General features: G+C 69.7%; 19 protein-coding genes, 1 tRNA gene and 1 riboswitch. Of the genes, 9 read left to right on the top strand and 11 right to left on the bottom strand.

Going from position 1 to position 17,389, the window contains the following annotated elements; translation table 11 throughout:
• Positions 1-149: 149 nt before the first annotated feature.
• On the top strand, positions 150-878 hold the full coding sequence (locus J7E93_RS24400) for an excalibur calcium-binding domain-containing protein (protein ID WP_308368769.1): 729 nt from the start codon (positions 150-152) through the stop codon (positions 876-878).
• Between the two features lie 49 nt (positions 879-927).
• Positions 928-1,230, top strand: a complete 303-nt coding sequence (locus tag J7E93_RS24395; RefSeq protein ID WP_215072077.1) for a hypothetical protein — start codon at positions 928-930, stop codon at positions 1,228-1,230.
• Positions 1,231-1,519: 289 nt separating this feature from the next.
• On the opposite strand, the gene J7E93_RS24390 is transcribed toward J7E93_RS24395, so the two are convergent.
• The 4 genes from J7E93_RS24390 to J7E93_RS24375 all read right to left on the bottom strand — a co-directional run bounded on the left by J7E93_RS24390 (position 1,520) and on the right by J7E93_RS24375 (position 5,595).
• Positions 1,520-2,824: a DUF445 domain-containing protein gene (locus J7E93_RS24390; protein WP_215072076.1), complete on the bottom strand. Its 1,305-nt coding sequence runs from the start codon at positions 2,822-2,824 to the stop codon at positions 1,520-1,522.
• Between the two features lie 17 nt (positions 2,825-2,841).
• On the bottom strand, positions 2,842-3,819 hold the full coding sequence (locus J7E93_RS24385; protein ID WP_215072075.1) for an ATP-binding cassette domain-containing protein: 978 nt from the start codon (positions 3,817-3,819) through the stop codon (positions 2,842-2,844).
• Positions 3,820-3,821: 2 nt separating this feature from the next.
• Positions 3,822-4,598: an ABC transporter permease gene (locus J7E93_RS24380; RefSeq protein ID WP_215072101.1), complete on the bottom strand. Its 777-nt coding sequence runs from the start codon at positions 4,596-4,598 to the stop codon at positions 3,822-3,824.
• Between the two features lie 196 nt (positions 4,599-4,794).
• Positions 4,795-5,595: an ABC-2 family transporter protein gene (locus tag J7E93_RS24375; protein WP_215072100.1), complete on the bottom strand. Its 801-nt coding sequence runs from the start codon at positions 5,593-5,595 to the stop codon at positions 4,795-4,797.
• A gap of 157 nt (positions 5,596-5,752) precedes the next feature.
• On the opposite strand from J7E93_RS24375, the gene J7E93_RS24370 reads away from it, so the two are divergent.
• A complete protein-coding gene (locus J7E93_RS24370) occupies positions 5,753-8,011 on the top strand; it encodes a transglycosylase domain-containing protein (RefSeq protein ID WP_215072074.1) in 2,259 nt (752 codons plus the stop codon).
• Positions 8,012-8,199: 188 nt separating this feature from the next.
• Positions 8,200-8,427, top strand: coding sequence for a hypothetical protein (locus J7E93_RS24365; RefSeq protein WP_251067020.1), 228 nt, complete (start codon positions 8,200-8,202; stop codon positions 8,425-8,427).
• A 41-nt stretch (positions 8,428-8,468) separates the two neighbouring features.
• Here J7E93_RS24365 and J7E93_RS24360 read toward each other — a convergent pair whose 3' ends face one another.
• From J7E93_RS24360 to J7E93_RS24350, 3 genes are all read right to left on the bottom strand, one after another.
• The gene (locus tag J7E93_RS24360; protein ID WP_215072073.1) at positions 8,469-8,789 is read right to left on the bottom strand and encodes a multidrug efflux SMR transporter; all 321 of its coding nucleotides are present in this window, start codon (positions 8,787-8,789) and stop codon (positions 8,469-8,471) included.
• 34 nt (positions 8,790-8,823) lie between these two features.
• Positions 8,824-8,905, bottom strand: a riboswitch (guanidine-III (ykkC-III) riboswitch).
• 47 nt (positions 8,906-8,952) lie between these two features.
• Positions 8,953-9,291: a co-chaperone GroES gene (locus J7E93_RS24355; RefSeq protein ID WP_189600978.1), complete on the bottom strand. Its 339-nt coding sequence runs from the start codon at positions 9,289-9,291 to the stop codon at positions 8,953-8,955.
• A gap of 70 nt (positions 9,292-9,361) precedes the next feature.
• Entirely contained in the window at positions 9,362-9,679 is a 318-nt protein-coding gene (locus J7E93_RS24350; RefSeq protein ID WP_215072072.1) for a DUF3618 domain-containing protein, read from the bottom strand.
• A 122-nt stretch (positions 9,680-9,801) separates the two neighbouring features.
• Between J7E93_RS24350 and bcp the strand changes: the two genes are divergently transcribed.
• The 3 genes from bcp to J7E93_RS24335 all read left to right on the top strand — a co-directional run bounded on the left by bcp (position 9,802) and on the right by J7E93_RS24335 (position 12,020).
• The gene (gene bcp / locus J7E93_RS24345; protein WP_215072071.1) at positions 9,802-10,275 is read left to right on the top strand and encodes a thioredoxin-dependent thiol peroxidase; all 474 of its coding nucleotides are present in this window, start codon (positions 9,802-9,804) and stop codon (positions 10,273-10,275) included.
• A 112-nt stretch (positions 10,276-10,387) separates the two neighbouring features.
• Positions 10,388-11,890: a glycine betaine/L-proline transporter ProP gene (proP, locus tag J7E93_RS24340; protein WP_215072070.1), complete on the top strand. Its 1,503-nt coding sequence runs from the start codon at positions 10,388-10,390 to the stop codon at positions 11,888-11,890.
• Between the two features lie 46 nt (positions 11,891-11,936).
• A tRNA-Leu gene (locus tag J7E93_RS24335) sits at positions 11,937-12,020 on the top strand.
• Positions 12,021-12,141: 121 nt separating this feature from the next.
• Here J7E93_RS24335 and rdgB read toward each other — a convergent pair.
• The 4 genes from rdgB to J7E93_RS24315 all read right to left on the bottom strand — a co-directional run bounded on the left by rdgB (position 12,142) and on the right by J7E93_RS24315 (position 14,291).
• The gene (gene rdgB / locus J7E93_RS24330; protein ID WP_215072069.1) at positions 12,142-12,744 is read right to left on the bottom strand and encodes an RdgB/HAM1 family non-canonical purine NTP pyrophosphatase; all 603 of its coding nucleotides are present in this window, start codon (positions 12,742-12,744) and stop codon (positions 12,142-12,144) included.
• A gap of 28 nt (positions 12,745-12,772) precedes the next feature.
• Positions 12,773-13,150, bottom strand: coding sequence for a hypothetical protein (locus J7E93_RS24325; RefSeq protein ID WP_215072068.1), 378 nt, complete (start codon positions 13,148-13,150; stop codon positions 12,773-12,775).
• Positions 13,151-13,235: 85 nt separating this feature from the next.
• Entirely contained in the window at positions 13,236-13,967 is a 732-nt protein-coding gene (gene rph, locus J7E93_RS24320) for a ribonuclease PH (protein WP_215072067.1), read from the bottom strand.
• Between the two features lie 90 nt (positions 13,968-14,057).
• Entirely contained in the window at positions 14,058-14,291 is a 234-nt protein-coding gene (locus J7E93_RS24315; protein WP_093660495.1) for a glucose PTS transporter subunit EIIB, read from the bottom strand.
• A gap of 236 nt (positions 14,292-14,527) precedes the next feature.
• Between J7E93_RS24315 and J7E93_RS24310 the strand changes: the two genes are divergently transcribed.
• Both J7E93_RS24310 and J7E93_RS24305 read left to right on the top strand, forming a co-directional pair.
• Complete coding sequence (locus tag J7E93_RS24310) at positions 14,528-15,832, top strand: PTS transporter subunit EIIC (RefSeq protein ID WP_215072066.1); 1,305 nt, start codon at positions 14,528-14,530, stop codon at positions 15,830-15,832.
• A gap of 290 nt (positions 15,833-16,122) precedes the next feature.
• Positions 16,123-17,388 carry a PTS transporter subunit EIIC gene (locus J7E93_RS24305; protein WP_215072065.1) on the top strand — a complete coding sequence of 422 codons (1,266 nt, stop codon included), beginning with the start codon at positions 16,123-16,125 and terminating at the stop codon, positions 17,386-17,388.
• Position 17,389 lies beyond the last annotated feature (1 nt).

Genomic DNA, 17,389 nt, shown 5'->3' with positions numbered 1-17,389 from the left:
GGAATGCCTTGGGGGCTGTTGTGCGTGTGGGAAAAATACGTCGCCTTCGAAGAGTGCTGATCGCCTCGGCCGCAGCCGTTGTGACGCTCGCTGGGTGTGGCGGTGGGGGCGGCGGCAGTGGTGCCGATGATGCCAAGCAGGTCGGTTCCGTGGCGACGAGTGCCACGCCGACGCCGACGCCGGGAGTCACGCTGAAGCTCGTCGACGACGAGGAGAGTGCCGAGGCTGCGCGGCTCGTCATCGCCGTGCTCGCCAACGACACCGCCAGCGAGGCCTCTGGTGGTGGCGAGGAGCCGCTGACCAGCGTCCTGGACGGGGGCGAGTACGCGCTCACCGTCGACTCCCAGCCCGGTCACGGCACCGCCGAAGTCGACGGCGTCCACATCAACTACACGCCCGCGGCCGGGTACAGCGGTGAGGACGAGTTCGTCTACCGGGTGAAGCCGAAGGACCCGGCTATCGCGGGCGGCACCGCCGTCGTGCGCATCACGGTCGCCGCACCGCGACCCACTCCGACGCCCACGCCCGTACCGACGCGTACGAAGAAGGCAACGCCTGCTCCCGTCTACTACCGGAATTGCGATGCCGCCCGGGCGGCCGGCGCGGCGCCCGTGCACCGCGGTGATCCTGGATACGGAAGCCATCTCGACCGGGATGGGGACGGGGTGGGGTGCGAGCCGTACTCCGGCGGATCGAGCGGGTCCGGCGGCTCCGGTGGGTCGGCCACCGGGGGCAGCACCAGCGGCGGAGGCGACAGTACGTACTACAAGAACTGCTCGGCCGCCCGGGCCGCCGGTGCCGCCCCCGTGCACCGTGGTGATCCCGGGTACGGCAGCCACCTGGACCGGGACGGTGACGGGGTCGGCTGCGAGGGCTGAAGTTAGGCTCGTGACCGTAGACGACTCACCCGAGAGAGAGGCTGCCCTCATGCCCCGCATCCCCGCCCCCGCCATCGCCGCCGCCGGGCTCGTCGGTGGTTACGCCGTTGCCCGGTGGAGCAAGAAGCGGCCCCTTGGGGGCGCGGTGCTCGCCGGTGCCGGGGCCGTCGCCGCGCGGGAGTGGCAGCAGGTGGCCGGCGGGAAGGCGGCCGCCGGGCTCACGGCCGCCTACGTCGCCGCGTTCGCCGGGTCGCATCCGCTGGCGAAGAAGGTCGGGGCCTGGCCCGCGGTGTTCACCGTCGCCGGGGCCATGGCCGGGGCCTCCTGGGCCGTCACCCGGAACAAGGGCTGACCCTCGCGCGCGCCCCAGGGCGGACGACCCTCCAGCCGTCACCCGGAACAAGGGCTGACGCCCGCGGCGAAGGGCGGACGACCCTCCGGCCTCCGGGCCGTCACCCGGCACAAAAGTCTGCCGGTCTCCGGTCGTTCGTCCCGAGCGCGCGTTGAACGCTCCGGTCCCGCCGTGCGTACTTGGGGGCACCTCCCCCGCCGCGCACGGCACGGGCCCCCTCCCTCCGTGCGTGGTCCCCAGGCGCCGGGTGGCTGAGCCGGAACTCGGCCGCCCGGCGCCGCCCCGGGGTTCAGCCGCCCAGCGCGTGGCTCACCGTGTAGATCAGCAGGCCCGCCAGTGCGCCCACCACCGTGCCGTTGATCCTGATGAACTGCAGGTCCCGGCCGATGTTCGCCTCGATCTTCCGCGAGGTCTGGTCCGCGTCCCAGCCCGCCACCGTGTCGCTGATCAGCGACGTGATCTCGTCCCGGTACGTCGTCACCACGTACGACGCCGCGTCCTCCACCCAGCCCTCCACCTTCGACTGCAGCCGGCCGTCCGTCACCAGGCGTCCGCCGAGCGAGATCAGGGAGGCCCTCGCCCGCAGGCGCAGCTGGCTGTGGTCGTCCTCCGCCGCCGCGATGATCAGGCCACGCACCGACGACCAGGCCGACGCGATGATGTCCTGGACCTCCGGGCGGGCCAGCAGCTCCCCCTTCAGGCGCTCCACCCGGGCCCGGGTGTCCGTGTCCCCCTGGAGGTCGGTGGCGAAGTCGGTCAGGAAGCGGTCGATCGCGCCGCGCGCCGGGTGCGCCGGCATGTCCCGCATCTCCGTCACGAAGCGGAGGAGCTCCTTGTAGACCCGCTCGCCCACCCGACGGTCCACGAAACGCGGTGTCCAGCCCGGCGCCCCGCCCTGCACCGCGTCCATCACGGAGTCGGCGTGGAAGACCAGCCAGTCGTGAGCCCGGGCGCAGACCAGGTCCACCGCCCGGTGGTGCGCCCCGTCGGCGACGATCTTCTCCAGCGTCTTGCCGATGCCCGGCGCGATCTCCGCCGCCTCCGCCCGCCGGGTGATCGCCTCGCCGACGACCGCCTGGACGTCGGAGTCCCGAAGCACCGTCAGAGCGCCGCGCAGTGCTGTGGCGAGCTCACTCGTGACGCGGTCCGCGTGCGCCGGTTCGGCGAGCCAGCCGCCCAGGCGGCCGGCGATCCCCAGGGCGTGCAGCCTTCCCCGTACGACATCGGCGGACAGGAAGTTCTCGCCGACGAAGGACCCGAGCGTGGCGCCCAGCTGGTCCTTCTTCGTCGGGATGATCGCGGTGTGCGGGATCGGCAGCCCCAGCGGGCGCCGGAACAGCGCCGTCACCGCGAACCAGTCCGCCAGCGCGCCCACCATGCCGGCCTCCGCCGCCGCCGCCACATAGGCGGCCCAGGGACCGAGGCCCTCGTTCTCCGCCCACGTCGCCAGGGCGTAGACGACGGCGACGACGACCAGCAGGGACGTGGCGAAGGTCTTCATGCGGCGGACTCCGCGCTGCCTCTCCTCGTCCGCCGCCGTGTACGAGAACCCCACCAGCGGGACCCTCGTCTCCCTGCTCCTCGTGTCGCTCATCACCTGACCTCCCTACCTCAGGGACTCCCCGCCCGCGCGCCGAGTTCCCGTTCCCCGTACATCTTCGCGATCACGGCTTCGATGTCCGGCTCCCGCACCGACAGGTCCATCAGCGGATACGCCTCCGCCACCGCCGCCACGACCGGTGCCGCCGAGGCGGAGGACGGGAAGGCGAGTATCTGCCGCGGGCCTTCCGACCGTACGTGACGGGCCCCCGCCACCTGGATCGGCGGCAGCTCCCGTTCCAGGTCCACCACGAGCAACCGCTCGCTCTCCCCGGCCTCGTGGAGCCCCGCGAGCGCCCCGTCGTACATCAGCCGCCCGTGGTCGATCACCATCACCCGCTTGCAGAGCTGCTCGATGTCGGTGAGGTCGTGGGTGGTGAGCAGCACCGTCGTGCCCCGCGAGGCGTTGAGCTCCCGCAGGAACTCCCGTACCCGCGCCTTCGACACCACGTCGAGGCCGATGGTCGGCTCGTCCAGGTACAGCACGTCCGGGTCGTGCAGCAGCGCCGCCGCGATGTCGCCGCGCATCCGCTGGCCGAGGGAGAGCTGGCGTACCGGGACGTCGAGCAGGTCCCCGAGGTCGAGCAGCTCCACGCAGCGGGCGAGGTTCGCGGTGAAGCGGTCGTCCGGGATGCGGTACATCCGGTGGACCAGGCGGTACGAGTCCTTCAGCGGCAGGTCCCACCACAGCGTGGTGCGCTGCCCGAACACCACGCCGATCCGCTGCGCGAGCCGGGTCCGCTCCCGCGACGGATCGATACCGGCCACCCGCAGCCGGCCACCGCTCGGGGTGAGGATGCCCGTCAGCATCTTGATCGTGGTCGACTTGCCGGCGCCGTTCGGGCCGATGTAGCCGACCATCTCGCCCCGCTCCACAGCGAAGCTGATCCCGTCGACCGCCCGGACCTCCTTCTTCTCCCGGCGTAGGAGTCCTGCCTTCCGGCGTACGGAGAAGACCTTCTCCACGTCCTCCAGCTCGATGAAGGTCACGCTCAGCTCCCTGTCGATCGGTACGAACGAAGCCCCGCCCGCCACGCCAGACCGGCCAGCGCACAGCAGACCGCCGCGATCAGCGGCGACGCGAACGCCGTCCAGTCCGGCACCCCGGCGGGGGCGGATCTTCCGAGGATGTACAGCGCCGGCACCCAGTTCACGAACGCCAGCGGCACCACATAGACGACACCCCGCACCAGGTCCTGCGCGAAGATCGACGGCGGATACTGCAGCAGCGTGTTCCCGCCGTAGGTGAAGGAGCTCGTGACCTCGGCCGCGTCCTGGGCCCAGAACAGCGCCGACGCGCCGATCACCATCACCGCCGAGAAGATCAGCGCGCCGCACACCAGCATCACCGGCAACAGCAGCGCCTTCGCCGCCGTCCACTCCACGTCGAGCAGCAGCAGCCCCCAGATCAGGACCAACAGGCCCTGCAGCACCCGTCCGAACCTCCGCAGCGCGAACTGGTCCGCGGCCACCTGCGCGAGCACCGGCACCGGGCGCAGCAGGAAGGTGTCGAGCGAGCCGAGCCGCACCCGCCTGCCCATCCGCTGCAGCGAGCCCATCGTCAGGTCCGCCAGCCCGAAGGACGTGCTGGTGGTGCCGTAGAGGAACGCGACCTCGGGGAAGGAGAAGCCGCCGAGGCCCCGCACCTGACCGAACATCAGCAGGATGACGACGAAGTCGAAGAAGGTGACGGTGAAGCTGCTGAAGAGGGCGAGCGCGAAGGAGGAGCGGTACGCCATCGTCGACCGGATCCACATCCCCGCGACCATCCGGTACGTACACCAGGACTCGCCGAGGACCGACCGTTCGCCGGCCCAGGACTCACCGAGGACCGGCCGATCGGCGGCCCAGGACTCACCGAGGACCGGCCGATCGGCGGCCCAGGACTCACCGAGGACCGGCCGATCGGCGGCCACCGGCCCTTCCCCCACGGGGCGTTCGGACACCGGTCCCTCCACCGGGTGTTCAGCCACCCTGCACCACCACCTTCCGTGTCGCCAGCGTCTGCGCCAACCGGCCCGCCGCCAGCAGCACCGTCGCCCAGCAGCCCTGGAACGCGTACGCGCCGAGCAGCCCCCACCCCTCGTACTTCTCCAGATAGACGTCCGCCGGGATCTGCAGCATCGACGCCCACGGCAGCACCCGCGCCACCTCGCCCAGCGCCCCCGGGAAGACGTTGAGCGGCAGCAGCATCCCGGAGAAGAACAGGCCGCCCAGCCAGGCCACCTGCGCCACGCCCTGGCCGTCCATCAGCCAGAACGCGCTCATGGCGACCAGGTACCAGATCGAGAAGCTGACGATCGAGCCGAGCGCCACCGCCAGCAGGAACGCGGGCCAGGTCGACGGCCGCGAGGGCAGGGCGAAGTCGAAGGCGAGCGCCCCGACCGCCATGGGCACGACCCCGCGGCCCAGCAGCTGGAACGCCGAACGGCCCAGATTGTCCGAGAACCACCAGGTCTGGAGGTCGGCGGGGCGGTAGAGGTCGACGGCGATGTCACCCGTCCGGATCCGCTCCATCACCTCTTCCTGGAAGCCACCGCCCATCAGCCCGCAGACGGCGATCAGCGCCTGACCGATCCACACATAGGCGAGCGCGTCCGCCCTGTCGTACCCACCCAGCCGTGGCCGCTCGTCCCATAGGGCCATATAGGTGTACGACAGGATGAAACCGAAGACGGTGTTGGTGAACACCCCCGCGGCTGTGGCCATGCGATACGTGGCATGGCGCCGGAAGCCACCCGCGGCCACCGTCATGTAGAGCCGCAGCACGCAGCCCTCCCCTCCGGTCGACACCAAAGCCCACGACCCTAGCGGGGTCCGTACCGCCATCGCGAGCGGATTTCGAGTCGCAATCCTGGCTTTTGTCCCGGTGCGTGCAGTATGGGGTTCCATGCCCCCTTCATCCGGTACGGGAGCTCAGCCCATGAGCGACGCTCAGCCGACGCGGTCCGGCTGGGAGCCGAGGGATCCCACCCTCCCCGCCAAGCCGCCCGCCCCCTCCAAGGCCGAGAAGCGGCCCAGGCGCCGTGTCCTGCGGTGGCTGCTCGGCACGTTCCTGCTGGTCACCCTCTTGCTGACCGGCGGTTTCGTCGCCGGATACCTGCTGGTGGACATCCCGCCCGCCAACGCCACCGCGATCGCGCAGTCCAATGTGTACCTCTACAAGGACGGCACCCAGATCGCCCGCGACGGCGAGGTCAACCGCGAGAACGTCCGGCTCGCACGGGTCCCCCTCCCCGTCCAGCACGCCGTCCTCGCCGCCGAGGACCGGGACTTCTACTCCGATCGGGCCGTCGACCCCAAGGCCATGGTCCGCGCGGCCTGGAAGACCGTCACCGGCAAGGGCAAGCAGTCCGGCTCCACCATCACCCAGCAGTACGTCAAGAACTACTACCTGGTCCAGGAACAGACGGTCACCCGCAAGGTGAAGGAGTTCTTCATCGCGATCAGGCTCAACCGCGAGAAGAGCAAGGACGAGATCTTCGAGGGGTACCTGAACACCAGCTACTTCGGCCGCAACGCCTACGGCATCCAGGCCGCCGCCCGCGCCTACTACGGCAAGGACTCCGGCGAACTCGACACCGCCCAGGGCGCGTACCTCGCCTCGCTGCTCAACGCGCCCAGCGCGTACGACGTGGCCACCCATCCCGAGAACCGGACCCGGGCGCTCGCCCGCTGGAACTACGTCCTGGACGGCATGGTCAAGGAGAAGTGGCTGACCCCCGCCGACCGGGCCGCCATGCGGTTCCCCACCCCCCAGACCGCCCGCCCGGCGACCGGACTCTCCGGACAGCGCGGCTATATCGTCCAGGCCGTCGAGGAGTACCTGACCAGCAACGGTGTCCTCGACGAGAACACCCTGGCCGGCGGCGGCCACCGGATCACCACCACACTGGAGAAGGCCAAGCAGGACGCCTTCGTCGCCGCCGTCGACGACCAGGTGATGTCGAAGCTCGACCCGGTACGGAATCCGGTCGACCGCTTCGTCCGGGTCGGCGGCGCGGCGATCGAGCCGGCGACCGGCCGGGTCGTCGCCCTGTACGGCGGCGTCGACTACACCAAGCAGTACGTCAACAACGCCACCCGCCGTGACTACCAGGTCGGCTCCGCCTTCAAGCCCTTCGTCCTCACGGCGGCCGTCGAGCGCGGCTCGCACACGCAGGAGGGCGAGCCGATCACCCCGAACACCTACTACGACGGCACCAACAAGCGCCCGGTGCAGGGCTGGAGCGGCGGGCTCTACGACCCGGCCAACGAGGACGACGTGTCGTACGGCGACATCACCGTCCGTGCCGCCACCGACAGCTCGGTCAACGCGGTGTACGCGCAGATGGCGGTGGACGTGGGTCCCGCCAAGGTCAAGGAGACCGCCGTCGCCCTCGGCCTGCCCGCCGACACCCCCGACCTGAACGCCTCCCCTTCCATCGCGCTGGGTACCGCCACGGCGAGCGTCCTCGACATGGCGGAGGCGTACGCCACCCTCGCCAACCACGGCAGGCACGGCAGGCACACCCTCGTCGACAGCATCAGCAAGGACGGCGAGGAGCTGGAACTGCCGGCCGCGGAGAGCACACAGGCGGTCGGCCGCGAGGCCGCCGACACGACGACGTCGGTGCTGCGCAGTGTCGTGGAGAGCGGTACGGGTACGGCGGCCCTGTCAGCGGGCCGGCCGGCGGCGGGCAAGACGGGTACGGCGGAGGACGACAAGGCGGCCTGGTTCGCGGGGTACACCCCGGACCTGGCGACCGTGGTCACGATGATGGGCCAGGACCCGGGGACGGGCGAACAGAAGCCGCTGTACGGGGCGCTCGGCCGGCCGCGGATCAACGGGGGCGGGGCGCCGGCGGAGATCTGGGGCCAGTTCACGCGGGACGCGCTGGCGGGCACGGAGGCGCGGGAGTTCGAGCTCCAGTTGGCGGAAGGGATGGAGGAGCCGCCGGCCCCGCCGGTCCCGCCGCTGCCCGACGTACCCGAGGAGCCCGGGCAGGAGCAGGAGCAGGAGCAGGAGCAGGCGCGGCGGCACGGGTTCGAGACGGCCGGCCAAGGCGCGGGGAGCCCCGCCTCGCGCACCTCCACGCCTGTGTCTTCCGCCATCGATCCGGTTCCCGTTCCGGTTCCCCTGCCGGATACGGCAACGCCCCACGCCCAGCCCCCGCCCCCCGCGCCGCCCGCCACCCCCTAGGGGCGGCCCGGCGTCGGGATGCCGTCCACGCGCGTACGGCGCAGCCCAAGGTGCGGCGGGCTGACCCCGCTGGTCGACTGGGACGACTCTGCAGAACGTGCACCGATTGGAGCCCTTGCATGGCGATCATCGCGATCTTCGACCAACCCGGTATGACCCAGGCTCAGTAAGAGCAAGTCTCCGAGAAGGTGAACGGCGGCCGTGGCCTGGTCAAGAACTCTGCGGACTGGCCCGTACCGGGCCTCATCTCGCACACCTCCGCCCCCACTCCCGATGGCTGGTTCGTCGCCGACGTCTGGGAGTCGGAGGAGGCGTTCCGGCAGTTCAGTGAAATCGTCCTGCCGCTCCTGCGAGAGGCCGGTGCTCCGGAGGTGGAGCCGAAGGTCTACCCGGTCTTCAACCTGGTGACCCCGTAGACCAGGGGGCTCAGCTCCCCCTCACGGAACCTCACCGATCCCTAGTGGCCCGAGGTCGCCTTCAGTCCCACCACCGCGACCAGGAGCAGGCAGACGAAGAAGATCCGGGCGGCGGTCGCCGGCTCGCCGAGCACCACCATGCCGAGCACCGCCGCACCGGCCGCGCCGATGCCCACCCACACGCCGTACGCCGTACCGATCGGCAGCGTCTTGGCCGCGTGCGAGAGCAGCATCATGGAAGCGATGATCCCGGCGCCCGTGAAGACACTGGGCCAGAGCCGGGTGAACCCGTCGGTGTACTTCATGCCGATCGACCAGCCGACCTCGAGCAGACCGGCGACGATGAGAAGAACCCAGGCCATGACGACGAACACCTCCGCGAGACGGATCAACAGGGGTGCGTCGTCTTTGCGTACTACCGCGTAGGCCCGGTACGGCGCGTCTCGTCGGGTGGGTCCAGGCTAGCAAAAGGCACGCAAAAGACCTGGTGACGCCGGTCACCAGGTCTTCTGCGTCGAACGGTCCCTAGAGGTAGAGGCCGGTGGTGTCCTTGGAGCCCTCGAACCGGTCCGCGGCCACCGCGTGCAGGTCGCGCTCCCGCATCAGGACGTACGCGACGCCCCGCACCTCGACCTCCGCCCGGTCCTCGGGGTCGTACAGCACCCGGTCGCCGGTCTCGACGGTACGGACGTTCTGGCCGACCGCGACGACCTCGGCCCAGGCCAGCCGACGGCCGACGGCGGCGGTGGCCGGGATCAGGATGCCGCCGCCCGAACGTCGCTCCCCCTCGGGGGAGTCGGTCCGGACCAGGACACGGTCGTGGAGCATCCGGATGGGCAGCTTGTCGTGGGTGTTCTCGCTCACGGCTCGAACCTACCTGTCCGGGCGTGTCGGCCGTACCGGGGAGGGGTCATCCCGGGTCATCCCCGGGTCGTCACTTGCGCCTGCGGGCGGAGACCGCGAGCAGTCCGACGAGGGCCACGGCGGCCAGCGCCACCGGGACGACCCGCTCCAGGCGCGGCGCGCCGTCGTCGTGGGTGAAGCGGGCCTTCACGTCGGACACGGTCCGGTTGACGGCGACGAAGGCCCGCCCGGCGGTCTGGTCGACCGTGGAGGCGACCCTCGCCTTCGCGTCGCCGATGATCGTCTTCGGGTGCATCCGAATGCCGATCTCGTCGAGAGTGACGGCGAGCTGCTCGCGCCGGCGGACGATGTCCGCCTCGATCTGCGCAGGGGTCCTGGCGTCCGACACCGCGCTGCCTCCGTAGTCGTAATCGGTCGTTGACGGTCAGTCTCTCAGCTTCGGCGCCCGCAGGTCGTCCCCGACCCCCATTAGGCTCTTCTGGCGTACGCCTACATCCTTCGAGGAGAGCCATGAGCGAGCGACTTCAGCCCGGTGACACCGCCCCCGCCTTCACCCTGCCCGACGCGGACGGCAACGAGGTCTCGCTCGCCGACCACAAGGGCCGCAAGGTCATCGTCTACTTCTACCCGGCGGCGCTGACCCCGGGCTGCACGAAGCAGGCCTGTGACTTCACGGACAACCTGGACGTGCTGGCCGGCGCGGGCTACGACGTCATCGGCGTGTCCCCGGACAAGCCGGAGAAGCTGGCGAAGTTCCGCGACCAGGAGTCCCTGAAGGTCACGCTGGTCGGCGACCCGTCGAAGGAGGTCCTGGAGGCCTACGGCGCCTTCGGCGAGAAGAAGCTGTACGGCAAGACGGTGACGGGCGTGATCCGCTCGACCGTGATCGTCGACGAGGAGGGCAAGGTCGAGCGCGCCCTCTACAACGTGAAGGCGACGGGCCATGTGGCCAAGATCATCAAGGATCTGAAGATCCAGGACTGAGGCCCTTCCCGAACGTGACGGTGGTCCCATCACCAGGGACCTTCGTTTGCGAACGGCATGACCGTGCAGATGTTCCTCTTGGAGTTGACCCCCCGAGAAAGGACGTACGGTCATGTCGGCCATCGACCGCGAGCACGACAACGCGGCCGACCCCGATGCCCTCAGGCGCCACCCGCGGCTGTTCAGGGCCATCACGCGGCGGCAACAGCCCAGGCTTCGGCGATCCGACATCACGGTGACCGACGAGGCCGCGGTGCGGCGTGCCGTGAAGGCGGCCTCTCTCGGCAATGCCATGGAGTGGTTCGACTTCGGCATCTACGCCTATCTCGCCGTCACGCTCGGCCATGTGTTCTTCCCGTCCGGGAACGACACGGTCCAGCTGTTGTCCTCGTTCGCGACCTTCGCCGTCGCCTTCCTGGTCCGACCGCTGGGCGGCATGTTCTTCGGCCCGATGGGCGACCGGATCGGCCGCAAGAAGGTCCTGGCGCTGACGATGATCCTCATGGCGCTCGGCACCTTCGCGATCGGCCTGATCCCGTCGTACGCCTCGATCGGCTTCTGGGCGCCGGTGCTGCTGGTCTTCTTCCGGATGCTCCAGGGTTTCTCCACGGGCGGCGAGTACGGCGGCGCCTCGACCTTCATCGCCGAGTACGCGCCCGACCGGCGCCGCGGCTTCTTCGGCAGCTTCCTGGAGCTCGGCACCCTCGCGGGGTACGTCGGGGCGGCGGGACTGGTCACGGCGCTCACCGCCTGGTTCGGTTCGGACGCGATGGAGGCCTGGGGCTGGCGCGTGCCGTTCCTGGTGGCCGGCCCGCTGGGTCTGGTGGGTCTCTATCTGCGGATGCGGCTCGACGAGACGCCCGCCTTCCGGAAGCTGGAGAACGAGTCGGCGCGCGCCTCGGAGGCCGCGGACGCGGTGGAGACCTCGACGAAGGGGGATCTGGGCAGGATCTTCCGGCAGCAGTGGCCGACGCTGATCCTGTGCATCGCCCTGGTGGGGGCGTACAACATCACCGACTACATGCTGCTGTCGTACATGCCGACGTACCTCACCGACGAGCTCGGCTACAGCGAGACGCACGGCCTGCTCATCCTGCTGCTTGTGATGGTCTTCCTGATGCTGATCGTGACTCAGGTGGGCCGGCTGAACGACCGGTTCGGGCGCAAGCCGGTGCTGATGGCGGGCATGCTCGGGTTCCTCTTCCTCTCGCTGCCCGCGTTCCTGCTGATCGGCCGGGGCGGCGTCGCCGCGATCACGGCGGGCATGCTGATGCTCGGCCTGTCGCTGGTCTGCATGCTCGGCACCATGTCGGCGGCGCTTCCGGCGCTCTTCCCGACCGATGTCCGCTACGGCTCCCTGTCGGTCGGCTACAACCTGTCGACCTCGCTCTTCGGCGGCACGACGCCGCTCGTCATCACCGCCCTGATCGGGGCGACCGGCAGCGATCTGATGCCCGCGTACTACGCGATGGCCGCGGCGCTGGTCGGTGTGGTCGCGGTGGCCTGCATGAAGGAGACCGCGCGGCGTCCTCTGGAGGGCTCGCCGCCCTCGGTGGAGACGCGGGAGGAGGCGGCCGAGCTGGTGCTGGCCCAGGCGGCGGAGCCGAAGTTCTGATGCTCCCGCCCGAGCCACGGGGAGGCCTACTACGATGGGCGCGCACGCGGCCGTGGTGGAACTGGCAGTCACGCTGGGTTTAGGTCCCAGTGGGGTAACACCCGTGAGGGTTCGAGTCCCTCCGGCCGCACGGCGTACGAAGGGCCGCACCGTCGAGGTGCGGCCCTTCGGCATGCGGGGGGCCTGCGGTCCGCGGCGGGGCCTGCGGTGTTCGGGGCCTGGAGGTGGGCGGCTCTTCCGCCGTACCGCCGTCAGCCCAGCAGTTCCCGTACCACCGGCACCAGCGCCCTGAACGCCTTCCCCCGGTGGCTGATCGCGTTCTTCTCCTCCGGCGTGAGCTGCGCGCACGTCACGTCGTACCCCTCCGGCTGGAGGATCGGGTCGTAGCCGAAGCCGTTCGTGCCCACGGGGGCGTGGCGGAGGGCGCCCGGCATGCGGCCTTCGACGACCCGCTCCGTGCCGTCGGGCAGCGCCAGGGCCGCCGCGCAGGCGAAGTGGGCGGTTCGGTGGGGGGCGTCGATGTCGGCGAGCTGGGCCAGGAGGAGGTCCAGGTTGGCGCGGTCGTCGCCGTGGGTACCCGACCAGCGGGCCGAGAAGATGCCGGGGGCGCCGCCGAGGACGTCGACGCAGAGACCGGAGTCGTCGGCGACGGCGGGGAGGCCGGTGGCCCGGGCGAGGGCGTGCGCCTTGAGGAGGGCGTTCTCGGCGAAGGTGACGCCGGTCTCCTTGACGTCGGGGATCTCCGGGTAGGCGTCCGCGCCGACGAGGTCGTGGGGCAGACCGGCGTCGGCGAGGATCGCGCGGAGTTCGATGATCTTTCCGGCGTTGCGGGTGGCGAGGATCAGACGGGTCATGGGACCGATTATCGCGGCCCGGCACGGCCTATCCCGGCGTGCAGACCTTGCCGACCTCGGTCGCCGCGTCGGTGATCGGCTTGATGTCCGGGGTGGTGTCGCCGTTGTTCACGGCGGTACGGACGGACTCCACGCCCTTGGTGAGGTCATCGACGGCCTTGGACAGGTCGGCGTTGTCGGTCGTGTCCTCGAGGTTGCCGAGCTCGGTGGAGATCTCGTTGAGGGCTTCGTTGAGCTGCGTCGGGTCGTTGGAGGCGTTGGAGAGCGCCTGCTGGAGCTTGTCGACGCTGGTGGCTATCGCGTCGGCGGTCGCGACGCAGTCCATGGCCTTGTCGAGGGCGCCGCAGCCGACGAGCGCGGTGAGTGCGGCGGCCGTGGTCACGGCGAGTGCGAGACGGCGCTTCAAGACGGGTCCTCCCCAAGTACGGATGTGCGAGAGCGGGCGCACGGTTCGAACCGTGCGCCCGTGTCGAGCAAGACGCGGTGCGCCCTCAGAGTGTTCCTTCGAGCACCTTGCGCTGGATCTCGGCAAGCTCCGCGCAGCCGCCGGAGGCCAGGTCGAGGAGGGCGTTGAGCTCCTTGCGGTCGAAGGGCTCGGCCTCGGCGGTGCCCTGGACCTCGACGAAGCGGCCGTCGCCGGTGCAGACGACGTTCATGTCGGTCTCGGCGCGGACGTCCTCCTCGTAGCAGAGGTCGAGGAGGGGGACGCCGTCGACGATGCCGACGGAGACGGCGGCGACGGTGCCGGTGAGGGGCTTGCGGCCGGCCCTGACGAGCTTCTTGGCCTGCGCCCAGGAGACGGCGTCGGCGAGGGCGACGTACGCGCCGGTGATGGCGGCCGTGCGGGTACCGCCGTCGGCCTGGAGGACGTCGCAGTCGAGAACGATGGTGTTCTCGCCGAGCGCCTTGTAGTCGATGACGGCGCGCAGGGAGCGGCCGATGAGGCGGGAGATCTCGTGGGTGCGGCCGCCGATCTTGCCGCGGACGGACTCGCGGTCGCCGCGGGTGTTGGTGGAGCGGGGCAGCATCGAGTACTCGCCGGTGACCCAGCCCTCTCCGCTGCCCTTGCGCCAGCGCGGGACGCCCTCGGTCACGGAGGCGGTGCAGAAGACCTTGGTGTCGCCGAAGGAGATGAGGACGGAGCCCTCGGCGTGCTTGCTCCATCCGCGTTCGATGGTGACGGGGCGGAGCTGTTCGGGGGTACGGCCGTCGATACGAGACATGGTCCGAGCCTATCCGTACACGGAGAAGGGCCCGTTCCCCTGCCGGAACGGGCCCTTCTTCAGGTGAGCGGGAGGCTCACGTCACGTCGCTCACATCATGTCTTCGATGTCGGCGGCGATCGGGTCGGCGTCGGTGCCGATGACGACCTGGATCGCGGTGCCCATCTTCACGACGCCGTGGGCGCCGGCGGCCTTGAGCGCGGCTTCGTCGACCTTGCTGGGGTCGACGACCTCGGTACGGAGGCGGGTGATGCAGCCTTCGACCTCTTCGATGTTGTCGATGCCGCCGAGCCCGGCGACGATCTTCTCAGCCTTGCTGGCCATGTGTTTCTCCCTGTCCGTTCCGTTCGGAGAACGTAAGTCTCGGCGCACCGACGGTCCGCTTTGTCACGGTAACCCACGGTTGGCCCAACTTCGCGAGCGGGCGCCCTGGTTCTACCGAATGATGACGATCACCGGCGCCCTGCCCTCAGCGGGCTTCGGGGAGCCTATCGCAACTGGTCTACACCAGTGTGCAACGCAAGTGGGACCCGGCTTGTTCCGGGGCAGGGAGGAAGCCGATGAGTAGCGACAGCGCCGCCGCCGCACCGCCGAAGAAGTCTCGACGGAGCGGCTTCTTCCAGGGGCTGCAGAAGATGGGCCGCAGCCTCCAGCTGCCCATCGCGGTGCTGCCGGCCGCCGGCATCATCAACCGCCTCGGCCAGCCCGACGTGTTCGGGGACGAGGGCCTCGGCTGGACCGACGTCGCCAAGGTGATGGCCGGCGCCGGTGGCGCGCTGCTCGACGCCGACCTCGGCCTTCCCCTTCTCTTCTGCATCGGCGTCGCCATCGGCATGGCGAAGAAGGCGGACGGCTCCACCGCCCTCGCCGCCGTGACCGGCTTCCTCGTCTACCGCGGCGTCCTGCACGCCTTCCCCAAGGACTGCCCGGCCGGAACGCAGGACATCAACGGCGGCTGCCTCGGGCCGGACAACGCCTTCGCCGCGTACGCCTACCAGAACCCGGGCGTCTTCGGCGGCATCATCATGGGTCTGCTGGCGGCCTGGTTCTGGCAGCGCTACCACCGGGTCAAGCTGGTCGACTGGCTCGGCTTCTTCAACGGGCGCCGGCTCGTACCGATCATCATGGCCTTCGTCGCCATCGCCTTCGCCGCCCTCTGCCTGTGGATCTGGCCGCCGATCGGCGACGCCCTGGAGAGCTTCAGCGACTGGCTGATCGGGCTCGGCGCCTGGGGCTCGGGCATCTTCGGCGTCGCCAACCGCGCCCTGCTCGTCATCGGCCTGCACCAGTTCCTGAACGTTCCCATCTGGTTCCAGTTCGGGACGTACACCAAGCCGGACGGCAGTCAGGTGCACGGCGACATCAGCATGTTCCTGGCGGGCGACCCGAACGCCGGCCAGTTCACCTCGGGCTTCTTCCCGATCATGATGTTCGCCCTCCCGGCGGCCGCCCTGGCGATCACCCACTGCGCGAAGCCGAACCGGCGCAAGCAGGTGGGCGGCATGATGCTCTCGGTCGCCCTGACGTCGTTCGTCACCGGCATCACCGAGCCGATCGAGTACTCGTTCCTCTTCATCACCCCGGTGCTGTACGCGATCCACGCGCTGCTGACCGGTGTCTCGATGGCGGTGACCTGGGCGCTCGGCGCCAAGGACGGCTTCAGCTTCTCGGCCGGCCTGATCGACTACGTGATCAACTGGAGCCTCGCGACAAAACCGTGGCTGATCATTCCGATCGGACTCTGTTTCGCGGTCGTCTACTACGTGATCTTCCGGTTCGCGATCACCAAGTTCGACCTCCCCACTCCGGGCCGAGAGCCGGAGGAGCTGGAGGAGGAGATGGACCGCGACGCCACCAAGGCATAACCGGCGCCGCCACAAGGCGTGACCGGCACCCCCGAGGCCTCCGCCCCGGGCCCGGCGCGGCCGCCAAGGCCCTCGGACCTCATGGTCCGGGGGCCTTTCGGCGTTCACATTCCGCTATGGCTCAGCCACACAGAATTCGCAGGTTCCTTATCTAAGTCTCACGTGCTAAAACTGGTCTACACCACTCATTGGTGTAGACCACGCGGTCCAGACCCCCGCGTTCCACGAGACGCCGCCGTCACCCCTTTTCACTGACCTCTGGCGGCGCCTTGCCTTACTGGAGGAAGTTGATGAGTACGGCCACCGCCCAGGCCGCCGCTCCCGCGAAGAAGCGCGGATCCGGCCTGTTCCAGGGCCTGCAGAAGGTCGGTCGCAGCCTGCAGCTGCCGATCGCCGTACTGCCGGCCGCGGGTATCTTGCTCCGTCTCGGCCAGGACGACGTCTTCGGCAAGGACGGCCTCGGGTGGAACCAGGTCGCCAAGGTCTTCGCGACCGCCGGCGACGCGGTCTTCGCCAACCTGCCGCTGCTGTTCTGCGTCGGTATCGCGATCGGCTTCGCCAAGAAGGCCGACGGTTCCACCGCCCTCGCCGCACTCGTCGGCTTCCTCGTCTACCAGAACGTCCTGAAGGCGTTCCCGGTGACCGAGGCCGTCGTCAACACGACCGCGAACAAGGGCGTCGACGTCGCCGCGACGTACAACGACCCGAAGGTCTTCGGCGGCATCATCATGGGTCTCCTGGCCGCCGTCATATGGCAGCGCTACCACCGGACCAAGCTCGTCGACTGGCTCGGCTTCTTCAACGGCCGTCGGCTCGTCCCGATCATCATGGCCTTCGTGGGCACCGGCATGGGTGTCCTCTTCGGTCTGGTCTGGGAGCCGATCGGCAACGTCATCACCAACTTCGGCGAGTGGATGACCGGCCTCGGCGCCGTCGGCGCCGGCATCTTCGGTGTCGTCAACCGTGGTCTGCTGCCCATCGGCATGCACCAGTTCGTGAACACCGTCGCCTGGCAGGAGATCGGCTCCTTCAAGGACTCCGCCGGTGCGATGTGGCACGGCGACCTGCCGCGCTTCTTCCACGGTGACCCGACCGCCGGCCAGTTCATGTCCGGCTTCTTCCCGATCATGATGTTCGCCCTTCCGGCCGCGGCCCTCGCCATCACGCACTGCGCCCGCCCCGAGCGCCGCAAGGCCGTCGGCGGCATGATGCTCTCGCTCGCGCTGACCTCCTTCGTCACGGGTATCACCGAGCCGATCGAGTTCGCGTTCATGTTCATCGCCCCGGTGCTGTACGTGATCCACGCGGTCCTGACCGCCATCTCGATGGCGGTCACCTGGGCCCTCGGCGTCCACCACGGCTTCAGCTTCTCGGCCGGCGCGATCGACTACTTCCTGAACTGGAACCTCGCCACGAAGCCCTGGATGATCATTCCGATCGGCCTCGTGTTCGCGGTGATCTACTACGTGGTCTTCCGCTTCGCGATCACCAAGTTCAACCTCCCCACCCCCGGCCGCGAGCCCGAGGAGGAGGTCGAGGACCTCACCAAGGCGTGAG

Source organism: Streptomyces sp. ISL-36 (assembly GCF_018614205.1).
Taxonomy (GTDB): Bacteria; Actinomycetota; Actinomycetes; order Streptomycetales; family Streptomycetaceae; genus Streptomyces.
Note: the sequence above shows the minus strand (reverse complement) of the source record. Positions and strands in the feature narration are given on the sequence as shown.

Bases quoted from the DNA above. Each gene is read 5' to 3' on its own strand.
- J7E93_RS24395 (WP_215072077.1), top strand. From the start codon at position 928: ATGCCCCGCATCCCCGCCCCCGCCATCGCCGCCGCCGGGCTCGTCGGT.
- J7E93_RS24390 (WP_215072076.1), bottom strand. From the start codon at position 2,824: ATGAGCGACACGAGGAGCAGGGAGACGAGGGTCCCGCTGGTGGGGTTC.
- J7E93_RS24380 (WP_215072101.1), bottom strand. From the start codon at position 4,598: ATGGTCGCGGGGATGTGGATCCGGTCGACGATGGCGTACCGCTCCTCC.
- J7E93_RS24370 (WP_215072074.1), top strand. From the start codon at position 5,753: ATGAGCGACGCTCAGCCGACGCGGTCCGGCTGGGAGCCGAGGGATCCC.
- J7E93_RS24360 (WP_215072073.1), bottom strand. From the start codon at position 8,789: ATGGCCTGGGTTCTTCTCATCGTCGCCGGTCTGCTCGAGGTCGGCTGG.
- bcp (WP_215072071.1), top strand. From the start codon at position 9,802: ATGAGCGAGCGACTTCAGCCCGGTGACACCGCCCCCGCCTTCACCCTG.
- proP (WP_215072070.1), top strand. From the start codon at position 10,388: ATGTCGGCCATCGACCGCGAGCACGACAACGCGGCCGACCCCGATGCC.
- rdgB (WP_215072069.1), bottom strand. From the start codon at position 12,744: ATGACCCGTCTGATCCTCGCCACCCGCAACGCCGGAAAGATCATCGAA.
- rph (WP_215072067.1), bottom strand. From the start codon at position 13,967: ATGTCTCGTATCGACGGCCGTACCCCCGAACAGCTCCGCCCCGTCACC.
- J7E93_RS24315 (WP_093660495.1), bottom strand. From the start codon at position 14,291: ATGGCCAGCAAGGCTGAGAAGATCGTCGCCGGGCTCGGCGGCATCGAC.
- J7E93_RS24310 (WP_215072066.1), top strand. From the start codon at position 14,528: ATGAGTAGCGACAGCGCCGCCGCCGCACCGCCGAAGAAGTCTCGACGG.
- J7E93_RS24305 (WP_215072065.1), top strand. From the start codon at position 16,123: ATGAGTACGGCCACCGCCCAGGCCGCCGCTCCCGCGAAGAAGCGCGGA.